Genomic DNA, 14,943 nt, shown 5'->3' with positions numbered 1-14,943 from the left:
TTATAGAAACATGACGATTCCTGAGAGTACAGTTGAAAGAATAAAAACTCCCAAAATCACGATCAAAACGCTTTTCATCAGTTTTTGAGACATGATTTTCACTCCTTAAACAATCTGTCTATATTTTAGCGTGTTTTGAATGGGCGGACAAGCGATATCTATTAGCGAAAGCAGGGATGAAAATGAACAGGCTTGACCATATCGGGATAGCCGTTTTTTCGATAAAAGATGCAAGAAGCTTTTATGAAAATGTATTGGGGCTTGCATTTCTTCATCAAGAAACGGTTGAAGAGCAAAAGGTGAATGTTGCTTTTTTTCAAGCTGGTAGCGTCAAACTTGAGCTGATAGAGCCGTTGACAGCTGACAGCCCCGTCCATTTATTTTTGGAGAAGAAAGGGCAAGGACTGCATCATATTGCGTTTTTGTGCAACTGCCTATCTGAACAGCTTCAAGCATTGTCTGACCAGCATGTTCAATTGATTGACAGGTTTCCAAGACAGGGAGCGAACGGGAAAAAGATCGCGTTTATTTCCCCTCGGGAAACAAACGGTGTTCTTGTAGAGCTTTGTGAACCGAAAGGAGACCAACACAATGAACATGAATGAGCACATGGATCATTTATACACGAAACGCAAGCAGGCAGAAGAAGGCGGAGGACGGGAAAAGCTGGCTCAGCAGCGGCAAAAGGGCAAGCTCACTGCTCGGGAAAGGATCATATTTCTTCTAGATCAGGACAGCTTTATCGAATTACATCCCTTCATGGAAAGTCAAGTGTTAACAAGAGAACAGCGCATGTTAGGGGATGGGGTCGTGACAGGGTACGGCACAATTGACGGCCGCTCAGTTTATGTATTTGCGCAAGACTTCACAGTGTACGGAGGGGCGCTTGGCGAAACCCATGCCAGGAAAATCTGCGCTTTGATGGATCTGGCAGCAAAAAATAAGGCGCCGATTATCGGGCTGAATGACTCAGGTGGTGCGAGAATTCAAGAGGGTGTGTTATCATTAGATGGATACGGTCACATATTTTACCGAAACGTCTTATATTCCGGAGTCATTCCGCAAATATCGGTTATTTTAGGGCCGTGCGCTGGAGGCGCTGTATATTCTCCGGCACTCACAGATTTTATATTTATGGCTGAACAGACCGGCCGGATGTTTATTACCGGCCCGAAGGTGATTGAAAAAGTGACAGGGGAACAGGTTGATGCGGAGAGCTTAGGCGGAGCGGGGATACATAATGCCGTCAGCGGAAACGCCCACTTTTCCGGACATACGGAGAAGGAGGTTCTGACAGGGGTGAGAAAACTGCTGTCTTATTTGCCGCTGAATGGCCGGACAACTGAGCCAAAGCCAGAGAAAGAGGCGTCCAGACCGTTATTAAACCGTCTAGTGCCTGCTGACACGACAAAGCCGTATGATGTTCGGACGGTGATTAAGGAGATGGCCGACCCGCAGTCTTTTTTTGAGATTCAGCCATTTTTTGCGAAGAACATTGTCATTGGGTTTGCAAGGCTGGGTGAAAAAACAATCGGCATCGTGGCGAGCCAGCCGAAGCATCTGGCGGGAAGCTTGACGATTGACGCTGCTGATAAAGCAGCAAGGTTCATCCGTTTTTGTGACGCATTTGATATCCCGCTGTTGACTGTTGAGGATGTCCCGGGGTTTCTGCCCGGTATTCAGCAAGAGCACAACGGAATCATCAGGCATGGAGCAAAATTATTGTTTGCTTATGCAGAAGCGACTGTCCCAAAAGTCACACTCATCATTAGAAAAGCGTACGGCGGCGCCTATGTGGCCATGAACAGCAAAGCAATCGGAGCGGACCTTGTGTTTGCATGGCCGAATGCTGAAATCGCAGTGATGGGTCCAGAAGGTGCGGCATCGATTTTGTATGAAAAGGAAATCAAAGCTTCAGCTGACCCGCAAAAGACGAAACGCGAAAAAACAGCGGAATACAAAAAGCAAAACGCCGGCCCATACAAAGCGGCCGCTTGTGGAATGGTCGATGACATCATTTTGCCGGAAGAATCAAGGGGAAGACTGATTCAAGCTTTTCATATGCTTGCACATAAGACAGAAGAGAGACCGAAAAAAAAGCACGGTAACATACCGCTTTAATATGGAGGGACTTACAAATGGTGAATGAAAAACGCCTGCTGGAAGAATTTTTAGAGCTTGTCCAAATTGACTCAGAAACAAAGCACGAAGCTGAAATCTGCAAAGTGCTGAAACGAAAATTTTCTGATTTAGGTGTGGACGTTAAAGAAGACGATACAATGGATATCACGGGCCACGGAGCCGGTAACCTGATTTGCACGCTAAAAGGGACAAAACAAACAGATACGATCTATTTTACATCTCATATGGACACAGTTGTACCCGGAAACGGCGTAAAACCAGTTGTAGAGAACGGTTACGTCAAAACTGACGGCACGACGATTTTAGGCGCTGATGATAAAGCGGGATTGGCTGCAATGTTTGAGGCGATTAAGGTGCTGAAAGAAGAAAACATTGAACACGGCACGATTGAATTCATCATCACAGTAGGGGAAGAATCGGGTCTGATCGGAGCGAAGGCGCTTGACCGTTCTATGATCACTGCATCCTACGGCTATGCTCTTGATTCAGACGGAAAAGTCGGAAATATCATTGTGGCCGCGCCGACACAGGCGAAGGTAAGAGCGGCAATTTTCGGGAAAACCGCTCACGCCGGGGTTGAACCTGAAAAAGGCATTTCAGCGATTACAATCGCTAGCAAAGCCATTTCAAAAATGCCATTGGGCCGTATCGATGAAGAAACAACAGCTAATATCGGCCGGTTTGAAGGCGGCACACAAACAAACATTGTGTGCGACGAAGTTCATATTCTTGCTGAAGCGCGCTCTTTAGTTCCTGAGAAAATGGAAGCTCAGGTTCAAAAAATGAAAGCTGCTTTTGAAGAGGCAGCTGCTGATATGGGCGGACGCGCAGAAGTCGAAATTGAGGTTATGTATCCGGGCTTTAAATATCAAGACGGCGACCAAGTTGTTGAAATCGCGAAAAAAGCGGCTGCTAAAATCGGACGTCCAAGCGAGCTGCAAACGAGCGGCGGCGGAAGCGACGCGAACGTAATCGCTGGTCATGGCATCCCGACGGTCAATCTTGCTGTCGGTTATGAGCAAATCCATACAAAAAATGAAAAAATGCCGATCGAAGAGCTCGTTAAAACGGCAGAAATGGTTGTTGCCATTATTGAAGAGGCGGCAAAATAAAAAAAGAAAACCCGAGTGCGATTTCCCGCATCGGGTTTTTTTAGCTCCATTTCCTAAGCGGCCAAAATAACACATCCTGTTTTTTAGCGTAATGAAGCAAGGGGTCTGACTCTGGCAATGCAATGCCGTGAGCATCAGTCACCGTATTGACTGAAATTTCCGCTTCGGCGTTTTGCAGCAGCCATGGATGATGATGGATGTCTTCGTAATAGAGTTTGTTTTGATTGGTAGTATAGAGTCTATACCGTTCTGTCAGCCAGTAATCGAGCGAATCCTTTTCTGCTGTAAAAGGCGCTGAAATGGGCCGGTATGCGGCGTGGAATGCTGCTTCTTTGTCATTTTTCCGCTTGCTGACATAGTCAATGGCATCACCGTTTTTTTCGGACTTCATATCCGCGTAAAAATAAGGCAGATGAAAGAATGTGCGAGCGCCAAGGACCGCCAGACGATGATCGGCATCTAAGCTAAAAAAATAAATGCCGGGCTTGCCTTTATACGTGACATAGGTGCGGAGGTTAAGCTCAGGAAATGCACGCGCACCGGGAATGACAGGAAGATAACGCGCCCTCAGGTTCGTGAGCATAAAGGGAAGCATGCTGATCCAAGCTTGCCCGTTATATGTATCTAATTCTAAAACGGACGGTACCAAAGCGCGAAGGATAGAAACATCAACAGGCCAGTGAGCAAATAAGACATCATTCCAGGTTTGTCTCATGATCCAGATTCCATCAGGTACAGAAATATTTTTTTGCTGAAAGCGTTCCGTCAACGTATATGCTCCTTTCGGTTGGAGGTGAGTAAAGGTATTCCCGATTTCCTTCTTTTTAAACGATACGGCTATTTTTTAGGATGGCCATTTCTGCTTCAGCCATGATAAACAAGACTGTTTGGCGCGGTATGCTTTGCAAGTAACAAAAAACAACCCCGGCTTTTCGCACGGGGTTGCTTTTTTATTTCACCGACTCAGTAAGAGCGGCTGTTTTTTTACTTTTATGATGCGTCATCTGAAGGACGATGTTTTGCACTGTCAAAAACAGTCCGCTTGTAAACCAGTACAGCGGAAGGGCTGCCGGCACATTAAGCGAGAAAATCGTCATCATCACAGGGAAGATGAACACCATCAATTTTGCGGATTGCTGCGCTGCAGGGTTTTGCGGGACAGCGGAATATTTCGCGCTCAGTTTTTGAGCGATATAGGCTTGGACAAAATACATAATCCCTGCACTAAGGGACATGAGAATATCAGATTGCCCTAAACTGAACCATAGAAACGAGTGTGACGCAATTTCAGGTGTTGAGCGAATCGCGTAATAAAGCCCAATCATAATCGGAGACTGAATCAGCATTGGAAGACAGCCCATCGCAAGCGGGTTGATATTATGCTCCTGATACAGCTTCATCATTTCCATTTGCAGCTCTTTTTGCTTTTCCGGGTCCTTCGTCTTTTTCAACTTAACCTGGATACTGTCAACCTGAGGTTTAATAACGGCCATTTTCTCTTGGAAGATGCGCTGTTTTTTGAACTGATTGACAAACAAAGGCAATACAACTATACGCACAATAATGGTTACGAGGATAATAGAGAGTCCGTATTCTCCGTGAAACAGCCCGGCAACACCCTTAAGCAGAGCGGAAAACGGTTCGATTAAATAATCGTGGAAAAAACCTACGTTGCTGAGGCCTCCCACCTGATTAGTCGCTGCAAATGCAGCATTGCCCGAGCATAATACGATCAAAAAGATACCCATAGCCAAAAGTTTTTGATATGTTTTTAACAATTTTGTTCTCCTCCTTTTTATAAATGCGGTTTATAAAAGAAGAGAACCGGCGTCTTCCTCATCGTTCACAGGCGAATTCATGCGGAAGACTTTACGTATCCAAGTTGTAATGCGATGATATATAATAATAAGAAAGTCTGTTCGGTTAATGTGAAAGACCGTCTGATGTTCATCTGTTCGTTTTGATTTCCATTGCTCGCCCGCACGGCACTCCCGTAAGAGGAATGCAATCCCGATTGCCGTTAGAGCAGGAAGAATAATTGTGAAAAAATCGACTAAGAATAAAACGTCATTTATCGATTCCACAAACATTGTCATCACATCCATTCAATAGCTTCATTTTACTATATGTACAAGCTGTTGTCTAATGACCGAAAAGGAGATTTGTTTATGCCGGGAAAGAGCCGAATTATTTTCCATATTGATATGAATAGCTTTTATGCGTCGGTTGAAATGGCATATGATCCGGCTCTCCGGGGAAAGCCGGTCGCAGTTGCCGGAAACGTAAAGGAGCGAAAGGGCATTGTGGTAACATGCAGCTACGAAGCAAGAGCGCGCGGCGTCAAAACAACGATGCCGGTTTGGCAAGCGAAGCGCCATTGTCCTGAGCTCATCGTTCTTCCGCCGAACTTTGACCGCTATAGAAACTCTTCACGAGCGATGTTTACCATTCTTCGTGAATATACTGACCTAGTGGAGCCTGTCTCCATCGACGAAGGCTATATGGACATGACCGATACACCATACAGCAGCCGCGCTCTAGAGACGGCAAAAGAAATCCAAAGCAGGCTGCAAAAAGAGCTGCTGCTCCCGTCAAGCATAGGGATTGCACCGAATAAATTTCTCGCTAAGATGGCGTCTGATATGAAAAAACCGCTTGGAATTACGATCTTAAGAAAGAGGCAAGTGCCCGACATCCTGTGGCCGCTTCCTGTTGGAGAGATGCACGGAGTCGGCAAAAAGACAGCGGAAAAACTGAAGGGACTCGGCATCCATACAATCGGAGAGCTAGCTGCAGCTGATGAACACTCGCTGAAGCGCCTGCTTGGCATCAACGGTCCGCGCCTGAAAAATAAAGCAAATGGCATTCACCATGCGCCGGTTGACCCGGAGCGCATTTACGAATTTAAAAGCGTCGGCAACTCATCGACACTTTCCCATGATTCCAGTGATGAAGAAGAGCTGTTAGGCGTCTTTAGAAAGCTTGCCGCTTCTGTGAGTGACCGTTTACAGCGCAAGGAAGTCATGGCTTCGAAGCTTTTTATTATGATTAGATATGCGGATTGGAAAACCATCACAAGAAGCACTACGCTGAGAAACCCGATTGATCAAAAAAATGACATTTTGAAAGAAGCGGAGCACCTCTTTTTTAAACATTGGAATAAAAATCCTGTCAGGCTGCTTGGCATTACCGGAACGGATTTAGTAGAAAAAGAGCAGGCCTATAAACAGCTCGATTTGTTCAGCTTTAATGAAGATGCGAAGGATGAGCCCATTCAGCAGATGATGGAAAAGCTGAATAAAAAGTACGGTACCAAACTGATCAGAAAAGGGGCAACGTTAAAAAAAGAGGAGAGCAAAACAAAGGGAACAAGCTTTAATAAAGATTTTTTTCAAGATGAAAAGAAAAGCTGAATCGCTTGAAAAAAAGGGTGAATGTATGGTAATTTCTTTATTATAAATATCATTTTATTTTAATTTAAATTTTAAAATGATTAAACGTTTGCAGAAGGGACGTTAGAATATGTCAAAACAACAAATCGGCGTTATCGGACTTGCGGTCATGGGTAAAAATCTGGCTTTAAATATCGAAAGCCGGGGATTTTCTGTTTCTGTTTACAACAGATCAAGCAGTAAAACTGAGGAGTTTTTACAGGAGGCAAAAGGAAAAAATGTTGTTGGCACTTACAGCATTGAAGAATTTGTCCAATCCTTGGAAACACCGCGCAAAATCTTATTAATGGTTAAAGCGGGAACTGCAACAGATGCGACAATTCAATCTCTTCTTCCTCATCTAGAGAAGGATGATATTTTAATTGACGGCGGTAATACATACTATAAAGATACACAGCGCCGTAACAAAGAACTCGCTGAAAGCGGCATTCATTTTATCGGAACAGGCGTTTCCGGCGGAGAAGAAGGAGCGCTTAAAGGACCTTCTATCATGCCTGGCGGACAAAAAGAAGCACATGAGCTTGTAAAACCGATTCTTGAAGCCATTTCTGCAAAAGTTGACGGAGAACCTTGTACGACATATATCGGTCCGGACGGCGCCGGCCATTACGTAAAAATGGTGCACAACGGAATTGAATACGGAGATATGCAGCTGATCTCTGAATCATATTTCATTCTGAAACAGGTGCTGGGCCTTTCTGCTGATGAGCTTCATGAAGTTTTCGCTGAATGGAATAAAGGTGAGCTTGATAGCTACCTGATTGAGATTACGGCTGACATCTTCACAAAAAAAGACGAAGAGACAGGCAAACCGCTTGTTGATGTGATTCTTGATAAAGCAGGCCAAAAAGGAACAGGAAAATGGACAAGCCAAAGCGCACTTGACTTAGGCGTTCCGCTTCCGATTATTACTGAATCTGTATTCGCACGCTTTATCTCAGCTATGAAGGAAGAGCGTGTAAAAGCGAGCGGACTTCTTTCAGGACCAGAAGTGAAGCCTGTTACAGAAAATAAAGAAGAGCTGATTGAAGCGGTCAGAAAAGCGTTGTTCATGAGTAAAATCTGTTCATACGCGCAAGGATTTGCCCAAATGAAAGCTGCTTCTGAAGAATACAACTGGGATCTGAAATATGGTGAAATCGCTATGATCTTCCGCGGTGGTTGCATCATTCGCGCGGCATTCCTTCAGAAGATCAAAGAAGCTTACGATCGCGAGCCTGAGCTTGACAACCTGCTTCTTGACAGCTATTTCAAGAATATTGTAGAAAGCTATCAAGGAGCGCTTCGCCAAGTGATTTCACTTGCAGTTGCCCAAGGTGTGCCGGTGCCATCATTCTCAAGCGCATTAGCCTACTATGACAGCTACCGCACAGCCGTACTGCCTGCAAACTTAATTCAAGCACAGCGCGACTACTTTGGCGCTCATACTTATGAGCGTACTGACAAAGAAGGCATCTTCCATACTGAATGGATGAAGTAATCAATAGAAACCCCCGAAGCTCTTAAGCTTTGGGGGTTTTGTTATTAAGGAGATTGTTATACCTTTGTTCAGCGTAAAAAAGCCGAAAATGCTTGTAAACATTTTCGGCTTTTTTCTTCTTATTATATATTCCACCAGTGTAAGCCGTCTTTCACCAAAAGATCATCAGATTCTTTCGGTCCCATTGAGCCTGATTCGTAGTTAGGAGATAAGGTTTTGTTTGCTGCCCATGTTTCAGAAATAGAGTCGACAAAGCTCCAAGAAAGGGCAACTTCATCCCAGTGTGCAAAGTTTGTTGCATCGCCAAGAAGACAGTCGTGAATTAGTTTTTCATATGCTTCAGGGGTGTTCAACTCGTCATTGCAATTGCTGCAATAATCGAGTTTGATTGGCTGTGCGTGTGCTGCTCCGCCAAGCTTTTTAGCATTTAAGTAAAGCGTAATGCCTTCGTCAGGCTGAATATGAATGACAAGCAAGTTCGGATTCATGTTGTTTTCATTACCGTAGTACAGGTTCATCGGAATGTCCTTAAATTGAACGACAATTTTTGTGGACTTTTCTTTCATTCGTTTTCCGGTTCTGATGTAGAATGGAACACCAGCCCATCTGAAGTTGTCGATCAGGAGCTTGCCGGCAACAAAGGTTTCTGTATTGGAGTCAGGAGCGACATTATCTTCATCTGTATAAGCAGGAACCGGTACACCGTCAATTTCACCAGCTTGATATTGTCCGCGCACAAAGTATTCATCCACTTCGTCTTTTGCAATAGGACGCAGTGCTCTCAGCACCTTCACTTTTTCGCTGCGGATTTCTTCTGTGTTCAATTTGATAGGCGGCTCCATTGCAAGAAGGGCAACCATCTGCATAATATGGTTTTGCACCATGTCGCGAAGGGCGCCTGATTTTTCGTAATATCTTGCGCGGTCTTCAACGCCTAGTGATTCGCTAGATGTGATTTGAATGTTTGAAATGTAGCGGTTTGTCCAAAGCGGTTCGAAAATCGCATTGGCAAATCGAATCACTTCAATGTTCTGAACCATTTGTTTGCCTAGATAATGGTCGATTCTGTAAATTTGATCTTCCGTAAATGCTTCGCGGATTTCTTTATTCAATGCCTGTGCGCTTGGCAGATCATGGCCGAACGGTTTTTCGATGACAAGGCGGGACCAGCCGGTTGTAGCTGTTACACCCTCTGATTTTAATGTTTTTGCAATCGTTCCGAAGAATTCAGGAGCCATTGCCAAGTAGAACATTCTGTTGTTAGGAATTTGATATGTATCTTCCAGCTGGTTAAGCAATACGTTTAGCTCTTGATAAGAACCAGGGTTTGTCACGTCAAACGGGTGATAGTAAAAATGAGACGTGAAATCATCTATATGCTTATCTGCAGATGAGGAAATGGATGTTTTAACAGTTTGGCGAAGATCCTCATTAGACCAAGGTCTTCTTCCAACTCCTACCACTGCAAACTCTTCTCCGATTTGTCCGTTTTGATATAAACGGTGAATAGACGGATACAATTTTCGTTTTGCTAAATCTCCAGTTGCACCGAATATGACAATTACTGCTTTTGGTTGTTGGTTTGTTTTCACTAAAAGTACCTCACTTTATTCGAAGCTTTATTTTAGTACACCCCGTATATTTCCTTCATTTTAAATCTAAAATTCAACGAAAGCAAACATTTAAGCCCTTTTTTAAGCAGAATGCTGAAAAAATGTTTCTAGCACGAAAGGATTGTTCTTTTCAGAGGCAAGATTCACATTTTCCGCTTGATCCTGTATTCTTGTAGGTATCTGGTTCTAGTAGGAGGAAGGAAACGTGGAATTACTTTTTTTAGGGACGGGAGCCGGCATCCCCGCCAAGGCGAGAAATGTAACGTCGGTGGCATTAAAATTGCTTGAAGAAAGGCGTTCGGTATGGCTTTTTGACTGCGGGGAAGCCACACAGCATCAAATTTTACATACAACGATTAAACCTCGTAAAATAGAGAAAATCTTTATTACACACATGCACGGCGATCATGTATACGGACTTCCGGGGCTTCTGGGGAGCCGTTCCTTTCAAGGCGGAGAGGACGAGCTGACAGTGTACGGACCTAAAGGGATCAAGGCGTTTATTGAAACAAGCCTTGCCGTCACGAAAACCCATTTGACATATCCGCTTGCGATCCAGGAAATTGAAGAAGGAATCGTGTTTGAGGACGATCAGTTTATTGTCACAGCGGTATCTGTTATTCATGGAGTGGAAGCCTTCGGGTACCGTGTGCAGGAAAAAGACGTACCGGGTTCCTTGAAGGCTGACGTATTAAAAGAAATGAACATCCCGCCCGGACCTGTATATCAGAAAATCAAAAAAGGCGAAACGGTAACGCTTGAAGACGGACGAATCATCAATGGGAATGATTTTCTGGAGCCTCCTAAAAAGGGAAGATCTGTTGTGTTCTCCGGTGATACGAGAGTAAGTGACAAACTAAAAGAGCTTGCGAGGGATTGTGATGTGCTTGTTCATGAAGCAACCTTTGCTAAGGAAGACCGTAAACTTGCTTATGATTATTATCACAGTACAACGGAACAAGCGGCTGTAACAGCGAAAGAAGCAAGAGCGAAGCAGCTCATTTTAACCCATATCAGCGCAAGATATCAGGGAGATGCTTCTTTGGAGCTTCAAAAAGAAGCGGTTGACGTTTTCCCCAATAGCGTGGCGGCATATGATTTCTTAGAGGTAAACGTCCCGCGAGACTGAAGGCGGAGCTCTTATTTGACAATTTGTGATGACGTTGTATAATAAAACGTAATCATTACGCTTTATAAGGAGATGTTAATTATGAGAGTAAATGTTACTTTAGCCTGCACTGAAACGGGAGACCGAAATTACATCACAACAAAAAATAAACGCACCAATCCAGACCGTTTGGAGCTGAAAAAATATTCACCGCGTTTAAAGAAATATACCCTTCACCGTGAAACAAAATAATATAAAAGACCGGGAATCCCTTACGGCCCGGTCTTTTTTTACGTTAATTGACTGCCTGGTAAAGAGGAGCGGCCTGCTGGCACGCTGCGCACCATACGTCATAAATAGCCAAGTGAACGATATGAGGTTCATCATGATGGATGTTGTGGGAGCTGTTTTTAGCTTGAATCCAGCCGCTTTGGTTAGATAGAGACAATATGCTGCTGTGCAAGTTTTGCCACTCCTGTTCAGCAGCGAATTTCTCAGTCCGTTCTCCTGATGACAACACAAGAAGAGGCATGTTTCCTAAGTGGACTTGCCGCTTTTTGAGCTCCTGCAGACTTTTTGAAAACTCTGCATGTGTGCCCTCAAGCATCATCTTTCTCGTATGTGATTTGTGCATTTCTTCGGGTATAAAGGTAAAGCTGGCGCAATCGCCTAAAGCTGGGTCAAGAAGGACCATGCCGATAATATCATGCTTGTTTTTGCAGGCCCATAAACCGGTGATGACAGCTCCGTATGAGTGTGAAACAGCCAAATAAGGAGGTTTTACATCAGCTGCTTTAAGCAAACTCTCCAATTCTTTCACTTGTTGATCAGCTGTTCGTTTAGCTCTGCTTTGCCCGCTTTTTCCTATGCCTGCCCGATCATATGTGAAAATGCCAAATTCATCATCAATGTCCGCCATTAATGGTTTCCACGTCTCAGAAGAAGTACCATAGCCGGCCTCAAAGACAATCGTTACACCGCTTGATCCTTTCCGGTGCTGTGTATGAAACGCACATCCGTCAATTGTATATGTCTTTTCCATCCAAGCTGATTTCATTGGAGTCATCTCCTCTAATTGGTTCTACTAGGGAGACGGAGAACCTTAGCCGATCGTTTCTCTAAAAATAAAAAAAGAGATATCCTCTACAGGATATCTCTTATGGGCATTACCAGCCTCTTTCGTATTGAACAGGGGCCGGAATCTCTGTATTGAGCTGTTTCGCAGCAGTTCTTGCAAAGAATGGATCCCGCAAAAGCTCTCTGCCGATAAAGATGAGGTCGGCACGTCCGTTTTGCAGAATTTCTTCAGCCATTGAACCGTCTGTAATCATGCCGACGGCACCAGTAGCCATGTCCGCCTGTTCACGGATTTTCTCAGCGAAGCTGACCTGATAGCCAGGGAATACGTTAATGTCTGCGTGAACAAGGGCGCCTGAGCTGCAGTCAATTAAGTCAACACCCTGCTCCTTCATCCATTTTGCAAAACCGATGTGATCGGCAATGTCTAAGCCTTTATCAGTGTAGTCAGAAGCAGATACACGGACAAATAAAGGACCGTCCCATACTTGTTTGACTTCATCAATGATCTCTCTCAAGAAACGATAGCGGTTTTCAGGTGAGCCGCCATATTCATCTGTTCGATGGTTGGAAAGCGGAGACAAAAATTCATGAATTAAATATCCGTGCGCCGCATGAATTTCAATCACATCAAAGCCGGCTTCTTTTGCGCGGGCAGCCGCTTGCTTGAACTCCTGGACCGTTTCTTTTACTTTTTCTGCTGACATTTCTACAGGTGTTGCTGATTGTTCGTCAAACGCAATCGCCGATGGAGCGAAGATATCTCCTTCAAGCTCAGCTTTACGTCCGGCATGGGCAAGCTGAATGCCGATTTTTGAACCTTGTTCTTTGACCTGCTCAGTCAGTTTTGCAAAGCCTTCAATATGCTCGTCGCTCCAAATGCCTAAGTCTTGGTCAGTGATTCGTCCTTGAGGGTTAACTGCTGACGCCTCTACAATAATCAGTCCGACCTGGCCGATTGCGCGCGATATGTAATGTGCCATGTGGAACGGTGTTAATTTTCCGTCCTTTTCATGAGAAGAATACATGCACATTGGCGACATGACAATGCGGTTTTTTAACGTCATATCTTTAATTGTAATAGGTGTAAATAATTTTCTGGCCATTTCTTTCGCCTCCCGTAAGGTTTTTAGAGATTGATTATATCAAGTCATTTCTTTCCCGTCATATAAACTGCTCAAATGAACCGCTTTTGTCAAACATTTCTGTATAATAGACGAGAAATCAGTTTATTTTTCAGTATAGAAGCATTTTTATTCATAGGAGGGGCGGAATCAATGAATTGGCAGACGAAGGACGAATTGCTGGCACTTTTAACTTCTCTTGTGCAATACGAAAGCATCACCGGTTCAAAGGGCGAGGCAGCGCTTGCAGAGTATCTTTATTTTATTTTGAAGGACAAGCCCTATTTTCAAAAGCACCCTGATGATGTAACACTTCATCCGATGGACGATGGCAGATCTTTTCTTACGGCTCTAGTCAAAAAGAAGAATGTCAAAAAGACAGTGCTTCTGCTGAGTCATTTTGATGTCGTTGACATAGAAGATTACGGCGAATTTAAACATATGGCTTGCAAGCCTGCTGAGCTTTTGAGCTCCTTTTTAGAGAAAAAAGAGCTGCTCCCGGAACGTGTGAGAAGAGATGCCGAAAGCGGAGACTGGCTGTTCGGAAGAGGGACGATGGATATGAAAGCGGGGCTTTGTATTCAACTGTCGATGCTGGAGAGGGCAATGAACGGGCATTTTGAGGGCAATCTGCTGTTGATAACGGTTCCGGACGAGGAAGTGAATTCAAGAGGCATGATTGAAGCGGTTCCTGCATTGAAGGAGATGGAGAAAAAGCATGATATCACATTAACCGCTTGCCTGAATGCCGAACCGATGTTTGAAAAATTTCCCGGCGATCAGCAGCAATATTTTTATACAGGAAGCATTGGCAAGGTGCTTGCGGGTTTTTTCTGCAAGGGGATTGAGACACATGTTGGAGAGCCGTTTTCAGGTCTAAACGCAAATTTAATGGTATCTGAGATTAACCGTTTGCTTGAACTGAATGCTGATTATTGCGAAAAGGTTGATGGCGAGGTCACTCCGCCGCCGGTAAACTTAATGCAAAAGGACTTGAAAGAGGCATATTCAGTCCAGACACCGCATACAGCCGTCACATTATTTAATGTGCTGTCAATGAAACGCTCAGCTAGTGAGCTGCATCAGATGCTGCTTAAAACAGCAGAACAGGCGGCGGAGGAAATCATGTCGAACGTTCGGAAGAAAACACAGGATTTTCAACAATTTGAGCCATTTCAGCCGATTGAGCGGGACGTCACTGTTTTGACATTTGATGAGCTGGTCTCGCGTGCAAAAAAGCGTGCGGGGATCTCGGAAACAGAGCGGGCTCTAAATTATGCCTTTGCTAACAGGGGGGAGCTTGGAGACAGGGATTTTTCGACGAAAATTGTTTCTGAGCTTGCTTCGCTTTGTAAGGAGGATGCGCCGCTCATCGTTCTGTTTTATAGTCCGCCGCTTTATCCAGCTGTTTCTTCAAAGGATGATCAATTGATCAGAAATACAGCAGATCAGATAAAGCATTATGCGGCTGAGCGATACGGCATTGCATTACGGGAGGTTCAGTACTTCCCCGGACTTTCGGACTTGAGTTATCTTCAGCTGGAAAAACAGGAGGTTGATGCATACACAAGCAATATGCCGCTCTTTAACAGAGGATATTCATTGCCAAGCGGTAAAAATCAGGCTTTATATGTTCCGGTTTTAAATGTCGGTCCGGCTGGTAAAGACCCGCATAAATGGACGGAAAGATTGTATATGCCTTATTCCTTTGAAGTGCTTCCCGATTTGCTTTCATTTACGATCTCCGCGCTATTAAAGCAATCAGAATCTGCCGGCCAGCTGCTGCGGGAAAAATAAAAAACAGAAGGCACAGTGCCTTCTGTTTTTGTCTTACA

The 14,943-nt window shown here is 44.4% G+C and carries 15 protein-coding genes; 8 read left to right on the top strand and 7 right to left on the bottom strand.

Annotated elements, in window-relative coordinates:
• Positions 1-93 carry a stressosome-associated protein Prli42 gene (prli42, locus tag NST79_RS12470; RefSeq protein WP_003226489.1) on the bottom strand — a complete coding sequence of 31 codons (93 nt, stop codon included), beginning with the start codon at positions 91-93 and terminating at the stop codon, positions 1-3.
• Positions 94-182: 89 nt separating this feature from the next.
• On the opposite strand from prli42, the gene mce reads away from it, so the two are divergent.
• Genes mce through NST79_RS12455 form a run of 3 tightly spaced genes read left to right on the top strand, consistent with a single transcriptional unit; the run spans position 183 to position 3,254 of the window.
• A complete protein-coding gene (gene mce, locus NST79_RS12465; RefSeq protein ID WP_004399095.1) occupies positions 183-605 on the top strand; it encodes a methylmalonyl-CoA epimerase in 423 nt (140 codons plus the stop codon).
• Positions 598-2,121 (top strand): acyl-CoA carboxylase subunit beta, encoded by a 1,524-nt coding sequence (locus tag NST79_RS12460; protein WP_072692739.1) that lies wholly within the window; start codon positions 598-600, stop codon positions 2,119-2,121. The genes mce and NST79_RS12460 overlap by 8 nt, the downstream gene beginning before the upstream one ends.
• 17 nt (positions 2,122-2,138) lie before the next feature.
• Positions 2,139-3,254: a tripeptidase T gene (locus NST79_RS12455; RefSeq protein WP_003230352.1), complete on the top strand. Its 1,116-nt coding sequence runs from the start codon at positions 2,139-2,141 to the stop codon at positions 3,252-3,254.
• A gap of 40 nt (positions 3,255-3,294) precedes the next feature.
• On the opposite strand, the gene NST79_RS12450 is transcribed toward NST79_RS12455, so the two are convergent.
• The 3 genes from NST79_RS12450 to mifM form a co-directional block, all read right to left on the bottom strand.
• Complete coding sequence (locus tag NST79_RS12450; RefSeq protein WP_038427791.1) at positions 3,295-4,023, bottom strand: DUF2071 domain-containing protein; 729 nt, start codon at positions 4,021-4,023, stop codon at positions 3,295-3,297.
• Positions 4,024-4,204: 181 nt separating this feature from the next.
• Positions 4,205-5,032, bottom strand: a complete 828-nt coding sequence (locus NST79_RS12445) for a membrane protein insertase YidC (RefSeq protein ID WP_003230359.1) — start codon at positions 5,030-5,032, stop codon at positions 4,205-4,207.
• Positions 5,033-5,062: 30 nt separating this feature from the next.
• A complete protein-coding gene (mifM, locus tag NST79_RS12440) occupies positions 5,063-5,350 on the bottom strand; it encodes a membrane protein insertion/folding monitor MifM (RefSeq protein ID WP_010886563.1) in 288 nt (95 codons plus the stop codon).
• Between the two features lie 72 nt (positions 5,351-5,422).
• Here mifM and NST79_RS12435 point away from each other — a divergent pair, with 72 nt between their 5' ends.
• Together NST79_RS12435 and gndA are read left to right on the top strand one after the other, a co-directional pair.
• Complete coding sequence (locus tag NST79_RS12435) at positions 5,423-6,667, top strand: DNA polymerase IV (protein WP_015251756.1); 1,245 nt, start codon at positions 5,423-5,425, stop codon at positions 6,665-6,667.
• Between the two features lie 109 nt (positions 6,668-6,776).
• The gene (gndA, locus tag NST79_RS12430; protein WP_003230365.1) at positions 6,777-8,186 is read left to right on the top strand and encodes an NADP-dependent phosphogluconate dehydrogenase; all 1,410 of its coding nucleotides are present in this window, start codon (positions 6,777-6,779) and stop codon (positions 8,184-8,186) included.
• A 122-nt stretch (positions 8,187-8,308) separates the two neighbouring features.
• Here the strand turns inward: gndA and zwf are convergent, their stop codons facing one another.
• Complete coding sequence (gene zwf / locus NST79_RS12425; RefSeq protein WP_003230367.1) at positions 8,309-9,778, bottom strand: glucose-6-phosphate dehydrogenase; 1,470 nt, start codon at positions 9,776-9,778, stop codon at positions 8,309-8,311.
• A gap of 226 nt (positions 9,779-10,004) precedes the next feature.
• Here zwf and rnz point away from each other — a divergent pair, with 226 nt between their 5' ends.
• The gene (gene rnz, locus NST79_RS12420; RefSeq protein WP_080529516.1) at positions 10,005-10,928 is read left to right on the top strand and encodes a ribonuclease Z; all 924 of its coding nucleotides are present in this window, start codon (positions 10,005-10,007) and stop codon (positions 10,926-10,928) included.
• A gap of 81 nt (positions 10,929-11,009) precedes the next feature.
• Positions 11,010-11,159 carry a 50S ribosomal protein L33 gene (rpmG, locus tag NST79_RS12415; protein ID WP_003226511.1) on the top strand — a complete coding sequence of 50 codons (150 nt, stop codon included), beginning with the start codon at positions 11,010-11,012 and terminating at the stop codon, positions 11,157-11,159.
• Positions 11,160-11,202: 43 nt separating this feature from the next.
• On the opposite strand, the gene NST79_RS12410 is transcribed toward rpmG, so the two are convergent.
• Positions 11,203-11,964 carry an alpha/beta hydrolase gene (locus NST79_RS12410; RefSeq protein ID WP_003230373.1) on the bottom strand — a complete coding sequence of 254 codons (762 nt, stop codon included), beginning with the start codon at positions 11,962-11,964 and terminating at the stop codon, positions 11,203-11,205.
• 109 nt (positions 11,965-12,073) lie between these two features.
• Positions 12,074-13,090 (bottom strand): NADPH dehydrogenase NamA, encoded by a 1,017-nt coding sequence (gene namA / locus NST79_RS12405; protein WP_003230377.1) that lies wholly within the window; start codon positions 13,088-13,090, stop codon positions 12,074-12,076.
• Between the two features lie 171 nt (positions 13,091-13,261).
• On the opposite strand from namA, the gene NST79_RS12400 reads away from it, so the two are divergent.
• On the top strand, positions 13,262-14,905 hold the full coding sequence (locus tag NST79_RS12400) for a M20/M25/M40 family metallo-hydrolase (RefSeq protein WP_003230379.1): 1,644 nt from the start codon (positions 13,262-13,264) through the stop codon (positions 14,903-14,905).
• The last annotated feature ends 38 nt before the right edge of the window (positions 14,906-14,943 follow it).

It is taken from the genome of Bacillus sp. PS196, assembly GCF_037963555.1.
Classification (GTDB): Bacteria; Bacillota; Bacilli; order Bacillales; family Bacillaceae; genus Bacillus; species Bacillus subtilis.
The sequence above is the reverse complement of the archived record's forward strand: the minus strand, read 5'-3'. Positions and strand labels throughout refer to the sequence as shown.

Excerpts from the sequence above, each read along its gene's own strand:
- NST79_RS12410 (WP_003230373.1), bottom strand. The coding sequence starts at position 11,964 with ATGAAATCAGCTTGGATGGAAAAGACATATACAATTGACGGATGTGCG.
- NST79_RS12460 (WP_072692739.1), top strand. The coding sequence starts at position 598 with ATGAATGAGCACATGGATCATTTATACACGAAACGCAAGCAGGCAGAA.
- NST79_RS12455 (WP_003230352.1), top strand. The coding sequence starts at position 2,139 with ATGGTGAATGAAAAACGCCTGCTGGAAGAATTTTTAGAGCTTGTCCAA.
- prli42 (WP_003226489.1), bottom strand. The coding sequence starts at position 93 with ATGTCTCAAAAACTGATGAAAAGCGTTTTGATCGTGATTTTGGGAGTT.
- mifM (WP_010886563.1), bottom strand. The coding sequence starts at position 5,350 with ATGACAATGTTTGTGGAATCGATAAATGACGTTTTATTCTTAGTCGAT.
- rpmG (WP_003226511.1), top strand. The coding sequence starts at position 11,010 with ATGAGAGTAAATGTTACTTTAGCCTGCACTGAAACGGGAGACCGAAAT.
- NST79_RS12435 (WP_015251756.1), top strand. The coding sequence starts at position 5,423 with ATGCCGGGAAAGAGCCGAATTATTTTCCATATTGATATGAATAGCTTT.
- NST79_RS12400 (WP_003230379.1), top strand. The coding sequence starts at position 13,262 with ATGAATTGGCAGACGAAGGACGAATTGCTGGCACTTTTAACTTCTCTT.
- gndA (WP_003230365.1), top strand. The coding sequence starts at position 6,777 with ATGTCAAAACAACAAATCGGCGTTATCGGACTTGCGGTCATGGGTAAA.
- mce (WP_004399095.1), top strand. The coding sequence starts at position 183 with ATGAACAGGCTTGACCATATCGGGATAGCCGTTTTTTCGATAAAAGAT.
- namA (WP_003230377.1), bottom strand. The coding sequence starts at position 13,090 with ATGGCCAGAAAATTATTTACACCTATTACAATTAAAGATATGACGTTA.